This window comes from Cardiobacterium sp. Marseille-Q4385, from assembly GCF_916618745.1.
Taxonomy (GTDB): domain Bacteria; phylum Pseudomonadota; class Gammaproteobacteria; order Cardiobacteriales; family Cardiobacteriaceae; genus Cardiobacterium.
Genome location: NZ_OU745373.1, coordinates 2,297,806 through 2,317,106, shown reverse-complemented (window position 1 = coordinate 2,317,106; position 19,301 = coordinate 2,297,806). Strand labels below are relative to the sequence as shown.

General features: G+C 58.5%; 17 protein-coding genes. 9 read left to right on the top strand and 8 right to left on the bottom strand.

The genetic code is table 11. From position 1 onward, the window contains the following. The 3 genes from lpxK to bfr (LG374_RS11060) all read left to right on the top strand — a co-directional run bounded on the left by lpxK (window position 1) and on the right by bfr (LG374_RS11060) (window position 2,372). Entirely contained in the window at window positions 1–990 is a 990-nt protein-coding gene (gene lpxK, locus LG374_RS11070) for a tetraacyldisaccharide 4'-kinase (protein ID WP_225757754.1), read from the top strand. A 425-nt stretch (window positions 991–1,415) separates the two neighbouring features. Then, complete coding sequence (gene bfr, locus LG374_RS11065; protein ID WP_006984372.1) at window positions 1,416–1,880, top strand: bacterioferritin; 465 nt, start codon at window positions 1,416–1,418, stop codon at window positions 1,878–1,880. A gap of 9 nt (window positions 1,881–1,889) precedes the next feature. After that, window positions 1,890–2,372 (top strand): bacterioferritin, encoded by a 483-nt coding sequence (gene bfr / locus LG374_RS11060; RefSeq protein WP_225757753.1) that lies wholly within the window; start codon window positions 1,890–1,892, stop codon window positions 2,370–2,372. Between the two features lie 229 nt (window positions 2,373–2,601). On the opposite strand, the gene fbpC is transcribed toward bfr (LG374_RS11060), so the two are convergent. The 6 genes from fbpC to LG374_RS11030 all read right to left on the bottom strand — a co-directional run bounded on the left by fbpC (window position 2,602) and on the right by LG374_RS11030 (window position 10,616). Further along, window positions 2,602–3,660, bottom strand: coding sequence for a ferric ABC transporter ATP-binding protein (gene fbpC / locus LG374_RS11055; RefSeq protein WP_225757752.1), 1,059 nt, complete (start codon window positions 3,658–3,660; stop codon window positions 2,602–2,604). Between the two features lie 9 nt (window positions 3,661–3,669). Further along, window positions 3,670–5,727 (bottom strand): iron ABC transporter permease, encoded by a 2,058-nt coding sequence (locus LG374_RS11050; protein WP_225757751.1) that lies wholly within the window; start codon window positions 5,725–5,727, stop codon window positions 3,670–3,672. 324 nt (window positions 5,728–6,051) lie between these two features. After that, window positions 6,052–7,077: an ABC transporter substrate-binding protein gene (locus LG374_RS11045; protein WP_225757750.1), complete on the bottom strand. Its 1,026-nt coding sequence runs from the start codon at window positions 7,075–7,077 to the stop codon at window positions 6,052–6,054. Window positions 7,078–7,136: 59 nt separating this feature from the next. Continuing rightward, entirely contained in the window at window positions 7,137–8,171 is a 1,035-nt protein-coding gene (locus LG374_RS11040) for an ABC transporter substrate-binding protein (protein WP_225757749.1), read from the bottom strand. Window positions 8,172–8,339: 168 nt separating this feature from the next. Continuing rightward, complete coding sequence (locus LG374_RS11035) at window positions 8,340–9,362, bottom strand: oxidoreductase (protein ID WP_225757748.1); 1,023 nt, start codon at window positions 9,360–9,362, stop codon at window positions 8,340–8,342. Window positions 9,363–9,419: 57 nt separating this feature from the next. Continuing rightward, entirely contained in the window at window positions 9,420–10,616 is a 1,197-nt protein-coding gene (locus tag LG374_RS11030) for a glycerophosphodiester phosphodiesterase family protein (RefSeq protein ID WP_225757747.1), read from the bottom strand. Between the two features lie 119 nt (window positions 10,617–10,735). Here LG374_RS11030 and LG374_RS11025 point away from each other — a divergent pair, with 119 nt between their 5' ends. Together LG374_RS11025 and metK are read left to right on the top strand one after the other, a co-directional pair. Beyond that, window positions 10,736–11,083 carry a hypothetical protein gene (locus tag LG374_RS11025; RefSeq protein ID WP_225757746.1) on the top strand — a complete coding sequence of 116 codons (348 nt, stop codon included), beginning with the start codon at window positions 10,736–10,738 and terminating at the stop codon, window positions 11,081–11,083. 129 nt (window positions 11,084–11,212) lie between these two features. Continuing rightward, the gene (gene metK / locus LG374_RS11020; protein WP_225757745.1) at window positions 11,213–12,358 is read left to right on the top strand and encodes a methionine adenosyltransferase; all 1,146 of its coding nucleotides are present in this window, start codon (window positions 11,213–11,215) and stop codon (window positions 12,356–12,358) included. A 217-nt stretch (window positions 12,359–12,575) separates the two neighbouring features. Here the strand turns inward: metK and glmS are convergent, their stop codons facing one another. Next, window positions 12,576–14,393 carry a glutamine--fructose-6-phosphate transaminase (isomerizing) gene (glmS, locus tag LG374_RS11015; protein ID WP_225757744.1) on the bottom strand — a complete coding sequence of 606 codons (1,818 nt, stop codon included), beginning with the start codon at window positions 14,391–14,393 and terminating at the stop codon, window positions 12,576–12,578. 202 nt (window positions 14,394–14,595) lie between these two features. On the opposite strand from glmS, the gene LG374_RS11010 reads away from it, so the two are divergent. Continuing rightward, complete coding sequence (locus LG374_RS11010) at window positions 14,596–15,249, top strand: NAD(P)H-binding protein (protein ID WP_225757743.1); 654 nt, start codon at window positions 14,596–14,598, stop codon at window positions 15,247–15,249. After that, complete coding sequence (locus tag LG374_RS11005) at window positions 15,246–15,824, top strand: flavin reductase family protein (protein WP_225757742.1); 579 nt, start codon at window positions 15,246–15,248, stop codon at window positions 15,822–15,824. The genes LG374_RS11010 and LG374_RS11005 overlap by 4 nt, the downstream gene beginning before the upstream one ends. Window positions 15,825–16,093: 269 nt before the next feature. Here the strand turns inward: LG374_RS11005 and LG374_RS11000 are convergent, their stop codons facing one another. After that, a complete protein-coding gene (locus tag LG374_RS11000) occupies window positions 16,094–16,723 on the bottom strand; it encodes a cation diffusion facilitator family transporter (protein WP_370639344.1) in 630 nt (209 codons plus the stop codon). Between the two features lie 74 nt (window positions 16,724–16,797). On the opposite strand from LG374_RS11000, the gene LG374_RS10995 reads away from it, so the two are divergent. Both LG374_RS10995 and LG374_RS10990 read left to right on the top strand, forming a co-directional pair. Further along, window positions 16,798–17,178 (top strand): MerR family transcriptional regulator, encoded by a 381-nt coding sequence (locus LG374_RS10995; protein WP_225757740.1) that lies wholly within the window; start codon window positions 16,798–16,800, stop codon window positions 17,176–17,178. Window positions 17,179–17,294: 116 nt separating this feature from the next. After that, window positions 17,295–19,298, top strand: a complete 2,004-nt coding sequence (locus tag LG374_RS10990) for a PTS mannitol transporter subunit IICBA (RefSeq protein WP_225757739.1) — start codon at window positions 17,295–17,297, stop codon at window positions 19,296–19,298. Window positions 19,299–19,301: the final 3 nt, after the last annotated feature.

Sequence of the window (19,301 nt, the reverse complement as noted above, 5' to 3'; positions counted from 1 at the left end):
ATGAGCGACATCCCCCGCTTCTGGCGCAGCCGTAACCCCATCAGCCTCCTCCTCCTGCCGTTTGCTGCCCTATTTGCTGCGATCAGTACCGTCCGCCGCATGCTCTACCGCTGCGGCGTCCTGAAAAGTTGGCGGTCGCCCGTGCCCGTCCTCATCGTCGGCAACCTCACCGTCGGCGGCAGCGGCAAAACCCCGCTGGTGCAGGCACTCACACGAGAGTTGCAAACACGCGGTATTAACGTCGGCATCATCAGCCGTGGCTACGGCGGCAGTGCGCAAACCGCTACCGATGTCGCCACCTGCCCGGATGCGGCTGTGGTCGGCGACGAACCGCTGCTGCTGTGGCAGACAACCGGCGCGCCCGTCGTCGTCGCCAGAAAACGCGCCACCGCCGCGCAAAAACTCCTGCACGACTATCCGGCGACTCGCCTGCTCATCGCCGATGACGGCCTGCAACACTATGCCCTCGCCCGCGACGCGGAAATCGTCGTCATCGCCGCCGATCTTGGTCTGGGCAACGGCTTCCTCCTGCCCGCCGGCCCCATGCGCGAAACATCCGCCCGCTTGCGCCGTGCCGACATCGTACTGAGCGGCAACCCGGCGCGTTACCCGCATCCACACAGTTATCCGCTGCACTACACCAGCGACGGTGTGCGCCCACTTGGTGGTGGCGAACGACGCCCGCTAACGGCTCTCGCCGCACCGCTGTACGCGCTAACCGCCATCGCCCGCCCGGAACGCTTCTTCGCCAGCCTGCGTGCGCAAGGCGCAAACCTCGCCGCCTGCCGCAGCTTTCCCGACCACGCCGCCCTGCCAGCGACAGCGGCCGACTTTGCCGCCAAAGGTAGCCTCATCATCAGCAGCAAAGATGCAGTGAAAACCACCGCCTGGCCGGAAACACTCAAACAGCGCACCTACATCGCCGATTATCGCGCCGAACTGCCGCCCGAACTGCTGCCGCTGCTCCTGCACCGCCTGGGGCTGGCATAACCATCGGTTTCCTTCGCATGCCAAAGCCCTTTCCACCGTTTGTTCCTGCGCAGATTGTCTGCCGCCTCATCCCAATTTTTCCCCAGGGAGAAGGGATTTATCTGTGCCAAGCGGCGTAAATACTGGGCCCTTCAAGTGGCCACGGGAAGTTTTTTGTCGTGTATGAAGGCTGAATAGATAAAACCTGACTGACGCCGGACTTGGTATTACCAAGCCGCCGTCGATAAGTATTTTTATTTGTTTGCCCGTATCATGATTTGGAATTCAAATGGGAAAAGTTCTTTTCAACGTTAAATAGTGTTTGTTTTTCAATGTGTTGTGCTTCATTGGCTAAAATCGACAGATGACGGCAAAAAATTTTTTGACGTACTTCGTCACACCCGTAATACTCACCATCCCTTTAAACCATTTACCGGAGAAATCCCATGCAAGGAAATCCAGAAGTTATCGCTTATCTGAACAAACTGATTGCCGGCGAACTCGGCGCACGCGACCAGTATTTCATCCACGCCCGCATGTACGACGAATGGGGCTACACCAAGCTGTTTGATGCTAACCATCACGAAATGGAGCACGAAACCGAGCATGCCACGCAGATGATCAAGCGTGTACTGATGCTGGGTGGCACGCCGAACATGGTGCCGGCGCCGCTGAACGTTGGCAGCGACGTGAAATCGATGATGGAAAACGACCTGCAAGCGGAATATTCAGTGCGTGACAATCTGAAGACCGGTATCGCCCTCTGCGAGCAGCATCACGATTATGTCACCCGCAACATGCTGATTGAGCAGCTGAAAGATACGGAGGAAGACCACGCGCACTGGCTGGAACAGCAACTGCGCCAGATCGAGCAGATGGGCTTGCAGAACTACCTGCAAAGCCAGCTCTAAGGAGGCATCATGCAGATTGCCCCCGAAGTGCTCACCTGCCTGAACAAGCTGCTCAGGCACGAGCTGACCGTCATCAACCAGTATTTCCTGCACGCGCGGATGCTGAACAACTGGGGCTACGACAGCGTCGGGCATACCATGTACAAGCAATCCATCCGCGCCATGAAAAACGCTGACAAGCTCATTGCCCGCATTTTCCTGCTGGAAGGGCTGCCGAATCTGCAAGACCTCGGCAAGCTCTTCATCGGTGAAACGGTGGCGGAAGCGATTGCCTGCGACCTGCAAGCGGCCTACGCCCAGCATGGTGACTTGCGGGATGCGGTGAAACTGCTCGGCGGGGCGCGCGATTTCGTCTCGCGTACGCTGGTGGAAGAGCTGCTGGATGATGTCGAGGAATATATTGACTGGCTGGAAACGCAGCAGGATTTGATCGCCGAGATCGGCGAGGCGAATTATCTGCAACAGGCGGTCGGCGACAACGACGCGCACTGATTTCAGTGAATCATGCAGTAAAAACCCCTCCTTTGCCGGAGGGGTTTTATTTTTGTGCAAATTTTTGGTTGAGAGCATACCAAGCGGGATAAACGCTGGGGTTTGTCAGGTAGGCTGCAAACCCACCAAGAGGGAGCGGAGGGCATCGTGGGAAGTTAATCCCGCCCTACCCTGCCGCACCTGCAAGGAGGCACTGCCCCACTTTTCTGGTTGCCTAAGGCAACCGTCATCAATCCTGCGGCGGCAATAGGAACACCCCCGTGCGGGCAAGGTGGACGTAGCCTTCGCGGCTGCCTTCGCTAAATTCTTCCGGCTTCAGGTTCACCAGCAGCGGTTTGCCCTGCCAGTCGGCGACGATTTCCCAGTGGTTGCCCATGTACACCGCGCTCTGGATGGTGCAGTGCTGTGCCGCTTCGCCCGTGTCTTTGAGGGTGACGGCTTCGGGGCGGATGCCAACGAGGCAGGCACCATCTTTAATGCCAAAGGCGGCGGCGTCCGGCAGGTCGAAGCTGTAGCCGTTCACGGTGAGGCGGTTGCCGGCGAGTTCGGCAGCGAAGATGCTGGATTCGCCCATGAAGTTGGCGAGGAAAAGCGAGTTGGGGCGCTGGTAGAGTTCGCGCGAGCTCGCTTTTTGCATGATGCGGCCTTTGTCCATGACGATGACCTGATCCGAGACGGCAAAGGCTTCGCTTTGGTCGTGGGTGACGTAGAGTGAGGTAATGCCAAGGCTTTGTTGCAGTTCGCGGATTTTTTCGCGCATGCTGCGGCGCAGGTTAGCGTCGAGGTTGGAGAGCGGTTCGTCGAAGAGCAGCACTTTCGGCTTGAGGACGAGGGCACGGGCGAGGGCCACGCGTTGTTGTTGGCCGCCGGAGATTTGGTCGACGTAGCGTTCGCCGAATCCGGCCAAATCCACGAGCGCCAAGGCTTCTTCGATGCGACGTTTGCGTTCGTCTTTGCCGACGTTCAGCATTTTCAGGCCGTAGCCGACGTTATCGGCGATGCTCATGTGCGGGAAGAGCGCGTAGGACTGGAAGACAATACAGATGTCACGATGCTGGATGGAGGCCTTGGTTACGTCTTCGCCGTCGATGTAGATTTGCCCGGAGGTCGGGCTTTCGAGACCGGCAACGAGGCGCAGGATGGTGGTTTTGCCGCAACCGGAGGGACCGAGCAGGGTGGTCATGGTGCCGCGCTCGATGTTGAGGTCGAGGTTGTCGATGACGACGGCCTTGCCGAAGCGCTTGCTGACGTTTTTCAGAACGAGAAAGGCGTTGTTTTCTGTACTCATGGGAATCTCTTATTGTGCGGGTTGGCGGGCTTTCGAGCGGGCGATGCGGGTGTCGCCGATGATCCAGTCGAAGAAGAGGATGATGCTCATCATGACGACGATCAGGATCGAGCCGTAGGCGATGGCAATGCCGTATTCGCCGTCTTCGACGCGGTTCAGGATGTAGGCCGTCGCGACGCGCGTGTCGGCAGTCACCAGGAAGATGATGGCGCTGACGGTGGTCATGGCTTTCACGAAACTGGTCACGAGCGCCGAGAGCAGCGCAGGCTTCAAGAGCGGCAGAATGATGTAAATGATGGTCTTGAAGGAGCTGCCTTTGAGCGAGAGCGAGGCTTCATCCAGCGATTTGTCGAGCTGGCCAAGACCAGCGATAGCGGCGCGCATCCCTACCGGCAGGTCACGCATGACCATCGAGATGATGACGATGATGCCGGTGCCGGTGAGATAAAGCGGGGCGTTATTGAAGGCGAGGATGTAGGACACGCCCGCTGCTGTGCCGGGGATGGCGAAGCAGAGCATGGTGAGGAATTCCAGCGCTTTCTTGCCGCGAAACTGTTTGCGCACCACGATGTAGGCAATCAGCAGGCCGAGCAGGGCGGTGAGCACAGCGGCGATGCCGGCGTAAATCAGGGTGTTAATCAAGGACGGCCAGGCACCATCATTCAGCCCCTGCCCGAAGAGCATGGCGTAGTTCTTCGCAGTGAGCGTGTAATCCACACCCCAGTTCACGGTGAAGCTGCCGTAGAAAATGCTGCCGTAGAGGGCGATGTTGAAGACAACCCACACTGCGAGCAGCGCAGTAATCGCGTTCTTCAGGCCGCGCGGCAGTTCCTGCACCTCACCGCGATAGGACTTGCCGGAAACGGTGATGTAGGAGCGGTTGCCAATCCACAAATACTGCACGATGAAAATACCGAGCGAGAACAGAAGCAGGATGGTGCCGAGGGTACTGGCCGAGGCGTAATCCAGCTGGGAACCGGCGATGTAGAAATAAATCTGCGTGGCGATGACGTCGAAGCTGCCGCCGAGCACCAGGGGGTTACTGAAATCGGCGAGCGACTGTATGAAGACCAGCAAGAAAGCGTTGGCCAACGCCGGACGCAGCAGCGGGAAAATAATCTGGAAGAACGTCTGATAACGGTTGGCGCGCAGCGTGTAGGACGCTTCCTCGATGGACGGGTGAATGGATTTCAGCGCACCGTCAAGAATCATGAAGGCAAGCGGGGTAAACGCGAGGATTTGCGCGATGGCGATACCGTTGAAACCGTAGAGCCAGTTGGTATTGGTGAAGCCGAGGTGCATCAGCCATTCCGTGACATAACCGGAACGGCCCAGCATCAGCGTCACACCGAGGCCGACCACAAACGGCGGCGTGACAATCGGCAGAATCGAAAAAATCTTGCCGACAAATGCGGTGCGGCGGGCAATACGGGTGGTGTACAGCGCAAAAGCGAGACCGAACAACGTGGACATCAGGCCGACAAAGCCGGAGAGCATCAGCGAATTACCAATGACGCGCACGATGTAGCTGCGGCCCAGAATATCGAGCACCTGACCGGGCACGAACGCGCCGCTTTCGTCATAAAACATCGCCTTGAAAATGGCGATCGTCGGGAAGACGATGAAAAGCGCGATGAGCAAGATGATTAAGAGCAGCGACGCGATGATGAATTTGTCGCCTTGCAACACCTTCAAGCGGGCAAGCGCGAGGGTTGCCAGCGCAATCAGCGCCAAGGCGAGGCCAATCACCGCATAGCCAAGCGAGACATGGCGCAGCTCGGCACTGATGACGACCAGCGCGGTGATAACAGCGGCAAGCGCCAGCTCACTCTTGGCCTGCACCGCAGGCGCGAGCTTGAGCGCGGGCAAAAGCAGGAAACCGACGAGCGGTGCGAACCACAGCCAGCTTATATTGAGCGAATGCCAGCCCATCGCGGCGAGGCGCTCATCGCGCGTCGCCTCAAACAGCCCATAATCGAGGGCAAAAGACGGCAGCAGCAAGAATGCCGCAAATGCCAGCACGACCCAAAATACGGGCCGCTGCAAAAAACGTGAAAACAGATTCATAAAACCTCGATTGCAGGGTGGGATGACGCCCACCGGTAAAACAATTTAACGTTGTTAACGCCCGCCAAGCGGGATAAATACTGGGTTCGTCAAGCGGCGTAAACACTGGGCTCGCCAAGCGACGTAAACACTGGGCTCGTCAAGCGGCGTAAATACCGGCCCGCCAAGCGGGATAAATACTGGATTTATCGCGGAGCGATTTATCTGCTGCCCCTATCCCGCCCTTCACCTCACGGGGGAAGGGCTTTTTTCATCTAACTCCTTACTGGGGGTACGGGCCAAGCGGGATAAACACTGGGCCCGCCAAGCGGGACAACTGCGCTCCTATTTCCCCAATTTGACCTCATCGACCCAGCGTTTAATCAAACGTTTGCGCAAATCACTGGCACCGTATTTATCAAAATCGTAGTTAATCAAATTGATGGACTTGAAATCCAGCGAATAGGGCGACATTTCCGCCTCACTATTCGTCAGGATTTGGTGCGATTCCCCTTTCTTCCACGACAATTCCTGAGCCTCTTTGGATAACGCCCAATCAACAAACAATTTCGCGTTTTCAGGATTTCTTGCACCCTTGATAATGCTGACGCCACCAATTTCATAACCCGTACCTTCACACGGCACGATTAATTCCACCGGTGCACCCTTTTCCTTCTCAATGGAGTGCTCATGCAAAAAGCCGATACCAATCGCCGCTTCCCCGCGCGCGGTATTGCGAGTAGCAGTATTGCCGGATTTCGTATATTGCGAGACGTTTTTATTGAGTTCCTTCAAGAATTTGAAAGCCTCTTCCTCGCCCCAGAGCTGCACAAAAGTGGCAATCTGCGTATAAGCCGTACCGGAACTTTGCGGGTCGGCAGCCTGGATTTCATTTTTGTATTTCGGGTCAGTCAAATCCTTCCAGCATTTCGGCACCGGCAGATTCAACTTTTGCAGGCGTTCCGTATTCACGCCAAAACCGAGAATACCCAGATAAATTGCTGAAGAATAATTGCCTTTCACTTTGGCCGGATCTTTCAGCGCATCGGGGATGTATTGCAAATTGGGCGATTTATAGGCTTCAAGCAATCCCATTTCGCCCGCCTGTGAATGCGGATCCAATGTACCGCCATACCAGACATCGCCTTGCGGATTAGCTTTTTCCGCTTCTATCCGCGCAAAAATACTGCCGGTGCTGCCACGAATAGAATTCGTCTTGATTTTGTACTTCTGCTCGAATGCCAGCACTTCCTGCTCGCACATCGTATTTTGCGCGCTGCAATACACCACCAGGCGACTTTCTGCCGCTGCAAAAACCGCACTGCTTAATACAAGGCCCGATATAGCGAGCGCAATTCGAGAAATCTTCATAGTCGCCTCCTCAATATAATAAAAAGTACGGCCTGACACACAGACCGTACTTAAAACTGTTATTTACCCATCTTGACCGTTTCTACCCATTTATCGATTAACCGCTTGCGCTCATCGGCAGAACCATATTTCGCAAAATCGTAGTCAATCAATTTCAGTTGCGCGGGATCCGGCGTATTTGGCGCCTGTTCGGCGGTGGTATTGGTCAGAATCTGCAAAGACTCGCCTTGTTTCCAGGCGGATTCCTGTCCTTCTTTTGAGAGGGCCCAATCCACGAACAGCTTGGCGTTATCCATGTTGCGCGCCCCTTTCAGGATGCTGACACCGCCCAGTTCGTAGCCCGTACCTTCACACGGCACGACCAGTTCCAGCGGCGCACCTTTATTCTTCTCCAGAGTGTAATCGTGCAGGAAGCCGATACCGATGGCCGTTTCACCGCGTGCGGCATTGCGCGACGGGGTCACGCCGGATTTGGTGTACTGCGAAATATTCGGGTGCAACTGGCGGAAATAATTGAAAGCCTCGTCCTCACCCCAGAGTTGCACAAAGGTAGCGAGCGCGGTGTAGGCCGTACCGGCACTTTGCGGGTCGGCGATTTGCACCTCACCCTTGTATTCCGGTTTAGTCAGGTCTTTCCAGCACTTCGGCACTTCTTTGATACCAAGCTTGTTCAGGCGGTCAGTATTCACACCAAAGCCGAGGATGCCCATATAAATCGCCGAGGTGTAGTTACCCTTCACCTTACCCGGATCGCGGAAACGCTCGATAATCTGCGGTAGATTGGGCGACTGATAGGCTTCAAGCAGACCCAGTTCACCAGCCTGCGACTGCGGGTCAAACGTACCGCCGTACCAAACATCGGCCTGCGGATTGTTTTTCTCCGCTTCCACCTTGGCAAAGGTACTGCCAGAGCCGTTGCGGATAAACGAAGCCTTCACGTCGTGCTTCTTGCCGAATTCCTTCACCGCATTTTCACACATGGCATTCGTTGCGCTGCAATAGACAACAAGCCGCCCGGCAGCATGGGCATGGACGGCCAAGAGGGAACCGGCGGCAACTGCGGCGGCAAGTTTGGTGAAGCGAGACCATTTCATAACATTGACTCCTGATGGGTGGGAAGGGACAACCGCCTGCAACACAAGCGGTGGCGGTGAAATATGTGGACAGGATTAGGCGGAATCAACACATTCCAACACCGTATGCACATTATAGCCACACGTGATTGGGGAAAGGAAGGGAAAAATTCACAATCACCGTGATTTTCACGCCGGCAAAGCAACCGGCAGGCGCCGTCCTTCGTCACTGCTCTGCTGCGCCAGTTCGGTGAGGTAGATGACGTGCAGGGCCTGCTCGGCGGTAACAGTCAGCGGCGCTTCGCCACGGATGGCGGCAGCAATATTTGCGTAGTAAGCGGGGAAATTGCCGCGCAGAGTGATGATGCAGCGACTATCGTTTTCGGTGTAAAGAGTGCCGTGCTGGTCAGCGGGTTCTACGCCGTAAGCGGGATCAGCAGGGTGCATACCCGCTTTGAGTTGGGCTTCTTGCGGGTCAAGGCCGTATTTGACGTAGGTGGCGCATTCGCCTTCGAGATGGAAGCGGGCGACTGGCGCGTTGCAGTAAGGGGCGGTATGCAGAACGACTTCGTGCGTGGCGTAGTGCAGCTGAACGTGGGCGTAATCTACGGTCTGGCTACCGGGACGCAGGGCGCGGCAGTGGCCGGTTACGGCTTGTGGCAGGCCGAAGAGGTCAATCGCCTGATCGAGCAGGTGCGCGCCGAGGTCGTACCATACGCCGGCGCCCGCGCCGGGGTTTTCGCGCCAGCGGTCGCGCACTTGCGGGCGGTAGCGATCCCAGCGGGAGATAAGAAGGCGCGGGGCGCCAAGAACGCCGTCAGCGAGGAGCTGTTTCAGGGTGAGGTAGTCACTGTCCCAGCGGCGGTTGTGGAAGACACTGAGTAGGCGCCGGTTTTCAGCGGCAAGTCGGATGAGCGCTTGCCCTTCGGCAAAGGTGTTCACCATCGGTTTTTCGAGGACGACGTGACGGCCTGCGGCAAGGCACTCTGCGGCAAGCTCGTAGTGGACGCTGTTCGGCGCGGTGATGATGACCAGTTCGGCGTCACTTTCTGCCAGCATGGTGCCAGCATCGGCGTAACGCGGGATGGCGAGATCAGGCTGCTCGCGGCTGCTGATCAGCGCAGTCAAGCGGTAGGCAGGATTGGCGGCGATGAGCGGCAGATGGAAGGTGCGGGCGGACATGCCGCAGCCGATGATGGCGGTGTTGATCATGTTGGTTATCCGGATATGAAAAGGCGCTGCCGGTGCAGCGCCTTGTGGGTGGGTGGTTTATAGCCCTTTGCAGTTGGCGTAGTAGGTAACGGTCGCCGGCCAGTCGCTGAAGATGCCGACGATGCCGACATCTTTGGCGAGCACGTCGAGGTAGTTGTAGATGTCGCCATCTTTTTTGCCGAGGTCTTCCACACCGGTGAAGTACCAGCCGCCGCCTTTGGCAATCGGGCCGGAGCGTTCCAGTGTCCAGGTGATGAGTTTGAGGCCGTTGTCTTTCGCGGCTTTGGCGTAGTCAGAGACGCCGAATTTGCCGCCGTCATTTTTGACGAGCATCGGCATTGCCGGTGAGAGGTATTGCAGGCCGAGTTTGCGCCATTCAGGCATTTCTTTGATACGCGGCGCGGTATCCAGGGTTTCGTCAAGGAAGACGGCCTGTTTGCCATAGTCGCCGCCTTTGGCTAGCCAGTAGCGGATGACTTCCGGCTGGAAGGATTGCGGGAATACGTCGCTGGGGGCAACGCCGGCTTCAGCGTACTCGTCAAGCATTTTTTGTGCGTACTGTTCAAGGGTGAAGCCTTCATACGGCATGGCGACAACCGGCTCTTTCAGTTCCGGGGTCATTTTCACGCCGAGGCTTTTGAAGAGTTCGATACTTTCTTTGTGCGTCATCAGTTCGCCGTTTTGCGCATACATTTCGGTGCGCCAGGCGGGGGTACCCTGCATATATTCTTCAACGCTGCGCGCACCTTTGTTGCCGCCGTCCATTTTGCCTTTGAGCGTTTTGAATTCGGCGAGGGTGATATCCGAGGTGCGGCATTCAACTTCGGCTTCTTTCACCAGTTTGCCGTCAGCATCGTATTCGGCAGGTTTGAACGGTACGCTACATTTGGCGGCCAGCGGGGTGGCGAGGATGTTCGTGGTGTTGTGCAGGTCGTTTTGCGCGTGGCGGCAGACGAGTTCTTTATCTTTGGTAAAGGCAACGTCGCATTCGAGGATGCCTGCCCCTTCACGCGCACCGGCGAGGTAGGAATCGCGGGTGTGTTCCGGGAATTGCAGCGCTGCGCCCCGGTGGGCGATGCTGAATTCGCTTTTCTTCGGGGTCTGCTGGGCGCAGGCTTTGAGTTCATCTTTCAGCGCGCCGTCTTCGAGGTTATCGATGAGGTAGAACGGGCGTACGCCGTAGGTCAGGGGTTCTGCGGCGTAAGCGGCAGTAGCGAGGGCGGCACAGACGGCCAGGGTGAGGGAACGTGTCATTTTGTTACTCCGATGTGTAAATCCGCGCGCATTTTAGGCTTATTTCACACAATGTCCACAGATTTTTCACACCTTTTCGCCGCTATAATGCTCATCCTTCTTATCTATCGGAAATTTTTATGCAAAAAACGCTGCTGTTCTCTTTCGCCGTCCTGCTCGCCGGTTGTGCTGCTGATGGCCGTGTCTCGGAAAATGTGGCGCGGGAAATTGTCTCGCCGCTGGTTGACCAGCAATGCCGCACCCAGCTCAACAAGCGCCAGGAATGGCAGATCGCCTCCGCCTTAATGGGCAGTGAGGTAAAAAAACAGTGGGAAAACAAGATCTGCGGCTGCGTCAGCGAGGAAGCGCCCGCGAATATGACGAATCAGGAGATATTGCAGGTCATCAATCCTGCGACGCGAGATCAGGCGGTCGCCAATGTTGCCGTGAAGACAGTCAGTGCCTGTATCAAGCGGATATTGCACTGAGAGCCGCTTGATATAGCGTTATGCGCAGCCGTTATCATCGCCATCAGTTAATTTTGATACGATAACACCGTCCGCCGCAGAGGGTTGAGCAGCGGTATTTCATTCACTCTTTTCACCTAGGAGAACGGCATGAGCCATTACCTGTTTACTTCCGAATCCGTGTCCGAAGGACATCCCGACAAAATCGCCGACCAGATTTCCGATGCGGTGCTAGACGCCATCATCGCGCAAGATCCGAATGCCCGTGTCGCCTGCGAAACCCTCATCAAAACCGGCATGGCGATGGTCGCCGGCGAAGTCACCACCTCCGCCTGGGTGGATTTGGAGAGCATCGTGCGCAAGACCATCACCGACATCGGCTACAACAGCTCCGACGTTGGCTTCGATGGTGCAACCTGTGCCGTGCTGAACGTCATCGGCAAGCAATCTTCCGACATCGCCCAAGGCGTGGATCGCGAAGAAAAACGCAAACAAGGTGCTGGCGACCAGGGCCTGATGTTCGGCTATGCCTGCGACGAAACACCGACCCTGATGCCTGCGCCGATTACCTACGCGCACCGTCTGGTTGAGCGGCAATCGAAAGTGCGCCGCGACGGTGTGCTGCCGTGGCTGCGTCCTGATGCCAAATCGCAAGTCACCTTCCGCTACGAAGACGACAAAATCACCGGTATCGACGCCGTCGTCCTCTCCACCCAGCACGATCCGGACATCTCGCAAAAAGACCTGCAAGAAGCAGTGCGCGAACTCATCATCGACAAAGTCCTGCCCGCCGAATGGCTTGACAAGGACACCAAATACCACATCAACCCGACCGGCAAATTTGTTATCGGCGGGCCGGTGGGCGACTGCGGCCTGACCGGGCGCAAAATTATCGTCGATACCTACGGCGGCTCCGCGCACCACGGCGGCGGTGCTTTCTCCGGCAAAGACCCCTCCAAAGTGGATCGTAGCGCCGCTTATGCGGGTCGCTATGTGGCGAAGAACATCGTCGCCGCCGGGCTCGCCAAACGCTGCGAAGTGCAAGTCTCTTACGCCATCGGCGTCGCCGAGCCGACCTCCGTCATGGTCAACACCTTCGGCACCGGCACCATCCCGGACGATGAGATCATCAAACGCGTTCGCGCGGTGTTTGACCTCACCCCCTACGGCATCATCGAAATGCTTGACCTCATCCGCCCGATTTACCGTCAAACCGCCGCTTACGGTCACTTTGGCCGCGAGTTACCGGACTTCACCTGGGAAAAAACCGACCGCGCCGACGCGCTGAAACGGTAAGAATTTCCCTCCATTGCAAAACGCCGAATGCCGCAAGCATTCGGCGTTTTCATTGACGGCTATCGCCTTTCCTATAGTGGCTTCAATAGGAAAGAGACAAGGCGACGCCGTTACAATTTTTTATCTATTCAACCATAGAATGCAGCTGTCGCCTTTTTCGCTCCCAGCTACGGTGGAATACGCCCGGTTTTACTAACCGGGCGGTCTTTGCGTGCCCTTATTCCACCGTCACCGATTTGGCAAGGTTGCGCGGCTGATCCACGTCCGTGCCTTTCAGCAGGGCGACGTGGTAGGCAAAAAGTTGCAGCGGGATGATGCTGGCGATGGCGGCAGTGAGGTCGTCGAGCTGGCCGAGGCGGATGATTTGCGCGCCGGGGAAGCCTTCGAGGGCAACACGGTCGTCGGCAAAGAGGATGAGGCGGCCGCCGCGCGCCTGCACGACTTCAAGGTTGCTGATGACTTTTTCGGCCAATGCGTCGTGCTTGATGAGGGCGATGACGGGCATGTGTTCGTCCACCAGCGCCAGCGGGCCGTGTTTGAGTTCGCCGGCGGGGTGGGCTTCGGCGTGGATGTAGGCGAGTTCTTTCAGTTTGAGCGCACCTTCGGCGGCGAGCGGGTAGTTTTCGCCGCGCCCCAGGTAGAGGCAGCCGTGGCGGTGTTCGAGGCTTTTCGCTGCTTGGGCGATGGCGGGTTCGAGGGCGAGGATGTCGTGCAGTTCGCGCGGCAGGCGGTCGAAAGCGGCAAGCCGTTCGCGGCTGTAGGCGCGGCCTTGCAGTTCGGCGATGATGGCGTTGACGAGATGAAGCACGGCAAGCTGGGTGACGAAGGCTTTGGTGGAGGCGACGCCGATTTCCCGCCCGGCGCGGGTGAGGATGGTGTGCGCGGCGGCGCGGGTCAGCGCGCTTTCGGGAACGTTGCAGATGGCGAGGTTATCGAGGTAGCGCCCGTCCTGTTTGCCTTTTTCCAGGGCGGCGAGGGTGTCAGCGGTTTCGCCGGATTGGGAGAGGGTGATGAGCAGGGTGTCTGCCGGTACGGCGATGGGGCGGTAGAGGTATTCGCTGGCGTATTCGACGCTGGTCGGGATGCCGTTTTCTTCGAAGTGGTATTTCATGACCAGCCCCGCGTGGTAGCTGGTGCCGCAGGCGATAACGTGGATTTGCCGCGTGCGCGCGAGGCTGGCGAGCAGTTCCGGGCGCAGGCTGGTGAGATGCAGTTCGCCGTGAGCGAGGCGGCCTTCGAGGGTGTCGGCAATCGCGGTCGGCTGTTCGAAGATTTCTTTTTGCATGTAGTGTTTGTAGCCGCCTTTGCCGGTGAGGTCGGCGCTTTGTTCGCTTTCGCTTTCGGCGCGGACGACGGGGGCGCCGCTCGCGTCGTAAATCTGGTAGCCGTCTTTCGTGATGCGCGCGCTGTCGTTTTCCTGCATGGAGATGAAGCGGCGGGTGACGGGCAGGAGGGCGTAGATGTCGGAGGCGGCGAAGTGTTCGCCGATACCGAGGCCGATGACCATCGGCGAGCCGTGGCGGGCAGCGATGATTTCGTCGGGGCGGTCGGCGGCGAGCACGGCGATGGCATAAGCGCCGCGCAGACGGGCAGTGGCGGTGAGGACAGCGGCGTGCAAGTCGTCGCGGTAATGGCTGTCGATGAGGTGGGCGATGACTTCGGTGTCGGTGTCGCTGTGGAAGGTGTAGCCGCGCGCGCGCAGTTCGTCGCGGATTTCCTGGTAGTTTTCGATGATGCCGTTGTGGACGACGGCGATGCGTTCGCCGCTCATATGCGGGTGGGCATTGCGTTCGCTTGGCACGCCGTGCGTCGCCCAGCGGGTGTGGGCGATGCCGCTCGTGCCGCTGAGTTGTTCTTCCTGCACTTTGGCGACGAGGCTCGCCACTTTGCCGACGGCACGGCAGCGCTCGATGCGGCCACTGTGACAGACGGCGAGTCCGGCCGAGTCATAGCCGCGATATTCGAGGCGTTTCAGGCCTTCAAGCAGGATGGGGGTGATATTGCGTTCGGCGACGCCGGCGACGATTCCGCACATGGGTTCTCTCCTTGGGTGTGTGAGTTATGAAGGGCGCGCAATATAGCCGCTTGATCGCAAAAGCCAAAGCGTTGCGACAAAGAAGCGGGTAACGGAATAACCCGTTCCCCCGCTTGGCGGGCGCGACGGCTAACCCTGGTAATTGAAAACCCCGCCGCTGCCCCAATTACAGCGCCTTCCTCATCACCCTGCAAGGTTATTTATGAAAACCCTCATCATCGGCGCGACGGGCGCTACTGGCCGCGCGCTACTGCCGCTGCTTGCCGCTGCTCCGGCGGTAGAACGCATCGACAGCTACGGTCGCCGTGAACCCGCCTTTAGCCACGAAAAACTGCATAACCACGCTATTGATTTCAGCCAGCCGCAGCAATGGGTTGATGAAGTGCGCGGCGATACCGTCTTCATCTGCCTCGGCACAACCCTGAAAGTAGCAGGCAGCAAAGACGCACAATGGCAAATCGACTACCAGGCCGCGCTCGATTTCGCCCGTGCTGCGCGGAAAAACGGTGCGGGCACACTGGTGCTGGTTTCTGCCGCCGGTGCCAATGCCCGCTCGCCCTTCTTTTATCCGCGCATGAAAGGCGCGCTGGAAGAAGCGATCACCGCGCTCGGCTACCCACGCCTGCGCATCTTCCGTCCGCCATTGCTTATCCGCCCGGACAGCGACCGCCCCGGCGAAAAAATCAGCGCCCGCATCCTGCACGCCCTGAACGCTATCGGCCTGTTGCGCAGCCAGCGCCCGCTACCCGTCGCCGAACTCGCCCGCGCCCTGCTCGTCGCCGCTCTTGACCCGCAGGACGGCGTGAAAACCTATTCCCCCGCAGACATCCGCCAACACTTGCAGGAAAATCCATGAACCTCCAGCCCGTTCCCCTCGACAAAGCCTACCGCCTCCTCAATCACGGCCCGACGGTCATCCTTTCTGCCGCCCACGGTGGTCGCGAGAGTGCCATGAGCGCATCCTGGGTTGGCCTCTTTGACTTCGATCCAGCCAAAATCACCGCCATCATTGACCGCGCCGCCTATACCCGCCGCCTCATCGAAGAAAGCGGTTACCTCGGCGTGCAAGTGCCGTTTGCGGCGCAGGTCGCACAAGTCGTTGCCCTCGGCAGCACGAGCGGCCGCGATAATCCGCACAAACTGGCAGATTGCAGCATCAAAACCTTCTATCCGGAAGGGCACCGCACCCCGCTCATTAAAGGTTGCGCCGCCTACCTCATCTGCCGCCTCATCCCCGAACCGCATAACCAGGAAAACTACGACCTTTTCCTCGCCGAAGCCGTCGCCGCCTGGGCGGATGCACGCGTCTTCCGCGACGGGCACTGGCACTTCGATGATGTCGGCGACGAACTCAAAACCCTGCACTACGTCGCTGGCGGGCAGTTCTACCGCATCGGCAGCGGCTTGAATGTCGGCCATAGTTCAGGCTGATACCAAAAACCGCCCTTCGGGGCGGTTTTGGGTTGTGTGGCGTCCCTGTATTTATTCCGCTTGGCTGCGGTTTGTGAGCCCAGTGTTTATCCCGCTTGGCGGCGGTTTGCGAGTCCAGTATTTATCCCGCTTGGCGGCTTCCACTCGCACGATGATGCTACGCAGAAAGAAAAACGTAGAGACGTTGCCTGCAACGTCTCAAAAGACAAGGAGCCCGTGTTTGTCCCGCTTGGCGGCCGACCATCCGCCATACACACGACGATTCTTTTTCAGCGCCATTCCTGCCAGGCTTGATGGCTGATCTGCCAGCCACTTTTCAGGATAAAGAGGGCAAGCAGGGCGCTGGCGACGGTATCCACCCACTGCCAGCCGAGCAGCCAGGCGGCAAGGCCCGCGACGATGGCGACCACCGAGCCGAGCAGGTCGGCCAGCACGTGCAGGTAGGCGGCTTTGACGTTGAGGTTGCTATGATCGCCGTGCAGCATCAGGCGGGCGACGATGAGGTTGACCAGCAGGCCGGCGAATGCCACCGCCAGCATCGGCCCGGCCAGCATGGGCGTGGGGGCCGTCCAGCGTTCCCATGCTTCATGCAGGATTAGCACGGCCACCAGCAGCAACGAGGCGCCGTTAAGCAGGGCAAACCCTTTCTGCCCGCGCGGTGGGAGGAAAAGAGCGAGCAGGGCGAGGAAGAGCGAGAAGCTGTCGTTCGCCATATGCCCGGCGTCGGCGAGCAGTGTTAGGCTATGGAAGAGCCAGCCGCCGAGCAATTCCACGCCCATGTAAGCGGTGATGATGGCGAAACTCAGCGCCAGGATTCTGCGGTTCTGCGGGATGTGGCTGTGCACATGGGCATGGTGATGTTCATGCGCGGCGGGCAGGGTCAGGGTGTCCTCTTTCATGGTGATTTCCTCGTGGTGGTTTGTGATGGGCATGGTAAAGTCCGTAGTCACTACGAGGTCAAGTAACAAGTAATATGAAAATCCGCGAACTGAGCGCGCGCAGCGGGGTGAATGCCGAGACGGTGCGCTTTTATGAAAAGAGCGGGCTGTTACCGCCGCCGCAGCGCGCCGCCAACGGCTACCGCATTTATGACGAGGCGACGTTGCACGCGCTGGCGTTCATCAAATCCTGCCGTGCGCTGGGCTTCACGCTGGACGACATCCGCCTGTTGCAGCGGCTGAAGAGTCATCCGGCGGAGCATGACCGCGCCGACGCGCTGGTGGCGGCGCAGTTGCAGCAGGTGGAAGAGAAAATTGCGCAGCTCATGGAAATCCGCGCCTTTTTGCAGACGATCGCACACGCTGGGGTGCATGACGCCGCCGATTGTCCGGCGTTGGGTAGCCTGGGCGGGTAAGCCGCTGCGCACAGCACGCCCGGCAGGTGTTTAACCACTTTGGGAAATAACCTATGATGCGCGACGGTAGAACGTAACGTTCAGTTCATTTATGCAAAATAACCTGCGGAGGCTTGATGTTTTCTGAATCCACGAAGTTGAAGGTGCAGCAATTTGGCCGCTTCCTTTCCAATATGGTGATGCCGAATATCGGCGCATTTATCGCTTGGGGCTTCATTACGGCCCTGTTTATCAAAACCGGCTGGTTTCCGGTGGCTGCGCTCGGTGGGTTCAGTGATGACGCCGCGTTGCAGCAGGCAATAGCCAGATTCGTGCAGGATATTTCCGGCAATCTGATTAATTACCAACAAATATCGGCAACGTTCCTGCATGTCGTAACGACTTACGATCAGTATCTCGGCAAAGGCATCGTCGGCCCGATGATTACCTACCTGCTGCCGCTGCTCATCGGCTACACCGGCGGCAAACTCGCCGGCGGTGATCGCGGCGCGGTGGTTGGCGCGATTACGACGATGGGCGTCATCGTCGGTTCAGACATCCCGATGTTCCTCGGCGCGATGATCGTCGGACCGCTCGGCGGCTGGGCGATCAAAACCTTCGACCGCGCTGTGGACGGCAAAATCAAGAGCGGCTTCGAGATGCTGGTCAACAACTTCTCCGCCGGTATCATCGGCATGATTCTCGCCCTGCTCGCCTTCTTCGCCATCGGTCCGGCGGTGAAAGGGCTGTCTGGCCTGCTCGCGGCGGGGGTGGACGTGCTCGTCAAAAATGAACTACTACCGCTGACCTCCATTTTCGTTGAGCCCGCCAAAGTGCTGTTCCTCAACAACGCCATCAACCACGGCATCTTCTCGCCGCTCGGCATCCAGCAATCGCACGACGTTGGCAAATCCATCTTCTTCCTGATAGAAGCCAACCCCGGCCCCGGCCTCGGTGTACTGCTCGCCTACATGCTGTTCGGCAAAGGCTCGGCACGGCAGACCTCAGGCGGCGCCGCCATCATCCACTTCTTCGGCGGCATCCACGAAATCTACTTCCCCTACGTGCTGATGAACCCGCGCCTCCTGCTCGCCGTGATTGCAGGCGGCATGACCGGCGTCTTCACCCTCACCGTCATGCATGCCGGCCTCGTCTCGCCCGCCTCGCCCGGCTCCATCATCGCCGTCATGGCCATGACCCCGAAAGATACCTATCTCGGTGTGCTGTGTTCCGTTGCCGCCGCCTGTGCGGTGTCCTTCCTCGTCGCCAGCTTCTTCGTGCGCCGTATGCCGGCGAGCGGGGACGAAGAACTCTCCGCCGCGCGCGACAAAATGCAGACCTTGAAACTGGGCGCTGGCACCGACACGCACCAGTACGACGACCTGAAAACCGTGTACGTCGCCTGCGACGCCGGCATGGGATCCAGCGCGACCGGCGCCAGCATGCTGCGCAAAAAAGTGCAGGATGCGGGCCTTGCCATTGACGTAAAAAACTGCGCCATCAACGACTTGCCCGCCGATGCCCGCCTCGTCATCACCCACCAGGATCTCACCCCGCGCGCCAAAGCCCTGCGCCCCGAGGCCGAGCACCTCTCGCTCACCAACTTCCTTGACCGCGCTTTCTACGACCAGGTCGTCGCCAAACTGAAAGTCGGCCACCACCCGACCGCCGCCGCAGACAGCCGCGGCAACAAAGGCGGCAGCCCGCGCTACGCCTTTGGCCCGGAACAAATCTTCCTTGGCCGCCGCGCCCTCAGCAAAGAAGAAGCCATCCGCTTCGCCGGACGCAAACTTGTCGAAGGCGGCTTCGTCACCCCCGACTACGTCGAAGCGATGATCACCCGCGAAAACGACAGCTCGACCTACCTCGGCGAAGGCATTGCCATCCCGCACGGTACCCTCGTCGCCAAAGACGCCGTGCTGAAAACCGGCATCGTCTTCTGCCAATACCCGGAAGGCGTCAGCTTCGGCACGAACGACAGCGACAAAGCCTACCTCGTCATCGGCATCGCCGCGCAGAACAACGAGCACATCGGCGTCATCGCCGCGCTCACCAACGCGCTTGACAGCGAAGACGACATCGACATGCTGAAAACCACCAGCGACCCGCAAGCGGTGCTGGACATCCTCAGCCGCAACTAAGGG

Coding starts and splice junctions, on each gene's coding strand:
- lpxK (WP_225757754.1), top strand. CDS start 1: ATGAGCGACATCCCCCGCTTCTGGCGCAGCCGTAACCCCATCAGCCTC.
- bfr (WP_006984372.1), top strand. CDS start 1,416: ATGCAAGGAAATCCAGAAGTTATCGCTTATCTGAACAAACTGATTGCC.
- bfr (WP_225757753.1), top strand. CDS start 1,890: ATGCAGATTGCCCCCGAAGTGCTCACCTGCCTGAACAAGCTGCTCAGG.
- fbpC (WP_225757752.1), bottom strand. CDS start 3,660: ATGAGTACAGAAAACAACGCCTTTCTCGTTCTGAAAAACGTCAGCAAG.
- LG374_RS11050 (WP_225757751.1), bottom strand. CDS start 5,727: ATGAATCTGTTTTCACGTTTTTTGCAGCGGCCCGTATTTTGGGTCGTG.
- LG374_RS11045 (WP_225757750.1), bottom strand. CDS start 7,077: ATGAAGATTTCTCGAATTGCGCTCGCTATATCGGGCCTTGTATTAAGC.
- LG374_RS11040 (WP_225757749.1), bottom strand. CDS start 8,171: ATGAAATGGTCTCGCTTCACCAAACTTGCCGCCGCAGTTGCCGCCGGT.
- LG374_RS11035 (WP_225757748.1), bottom strand. CDS start 9,362: ATGATCAACACCGCCATCATCGGCTGCGGCATGTCCGCCCGCACCTTC.
- LG374_RS11030 (WP_225757747.1), bottom strand. CDS start 10,616: ATGACACGTTCCCTCACCCTGGCCGTCTGTGCCGCCCTCGCTACTGCC.
- LG374_RS11025 (WP_225757746.1), top strand. CDS start 10,736: ATGCAAAAAACGCTGCTGTTCTCTTTCGCCGTCCTGCTCGCCGGTTGT.
- metK (WP_225757745.1), top strand. CDS start 11,213: ATGAGCCATTACCTGTTTACTTCCGAATCCGTGTCCGAAGGACATCCC.
- glmS (WP_225757744.1), bottom strand. CDS start 14,393: ATGTGCGGAATCGTCGCCGGCGTCGCCGAACGCAATATCACCCCCATC.
- LG374_RS11010 (WP_225757743.1), top strand. CDS start 14,596: ATGAAAACCCTCATCATCGGCGCGACGGGCGCTACTGGCCGCGCGCTA.
- LG374_RS11005 (WP_225757742.1), top strand. CDS start 15,246: ATGAACCTCCAGCCCGTTCCCCTCGACAAAGCCTACCGCCTCCTCAAT.
- LG374_RS11000 (WP_370639344.1), bottom strand. CDS start 16,723: ATGAAAGAGGACACCCTGACCCTGCCCGCCGCGCATGAACATCACCAT.
- LG374_RS10995 (WP_225757740.1), top strand. CDS start 16,798: ATGAAAATCCGCGAACTGAGCGCGCGCAGCGGGGTGAATGCCGAGACG.
- LG374_RS10990 (WP_225757739.1), top strand. CDS start 17,295: ATGTTTTCTGAATCCACGAAGTTGAAGGTGCAGCAATTTGGCCGCTTC.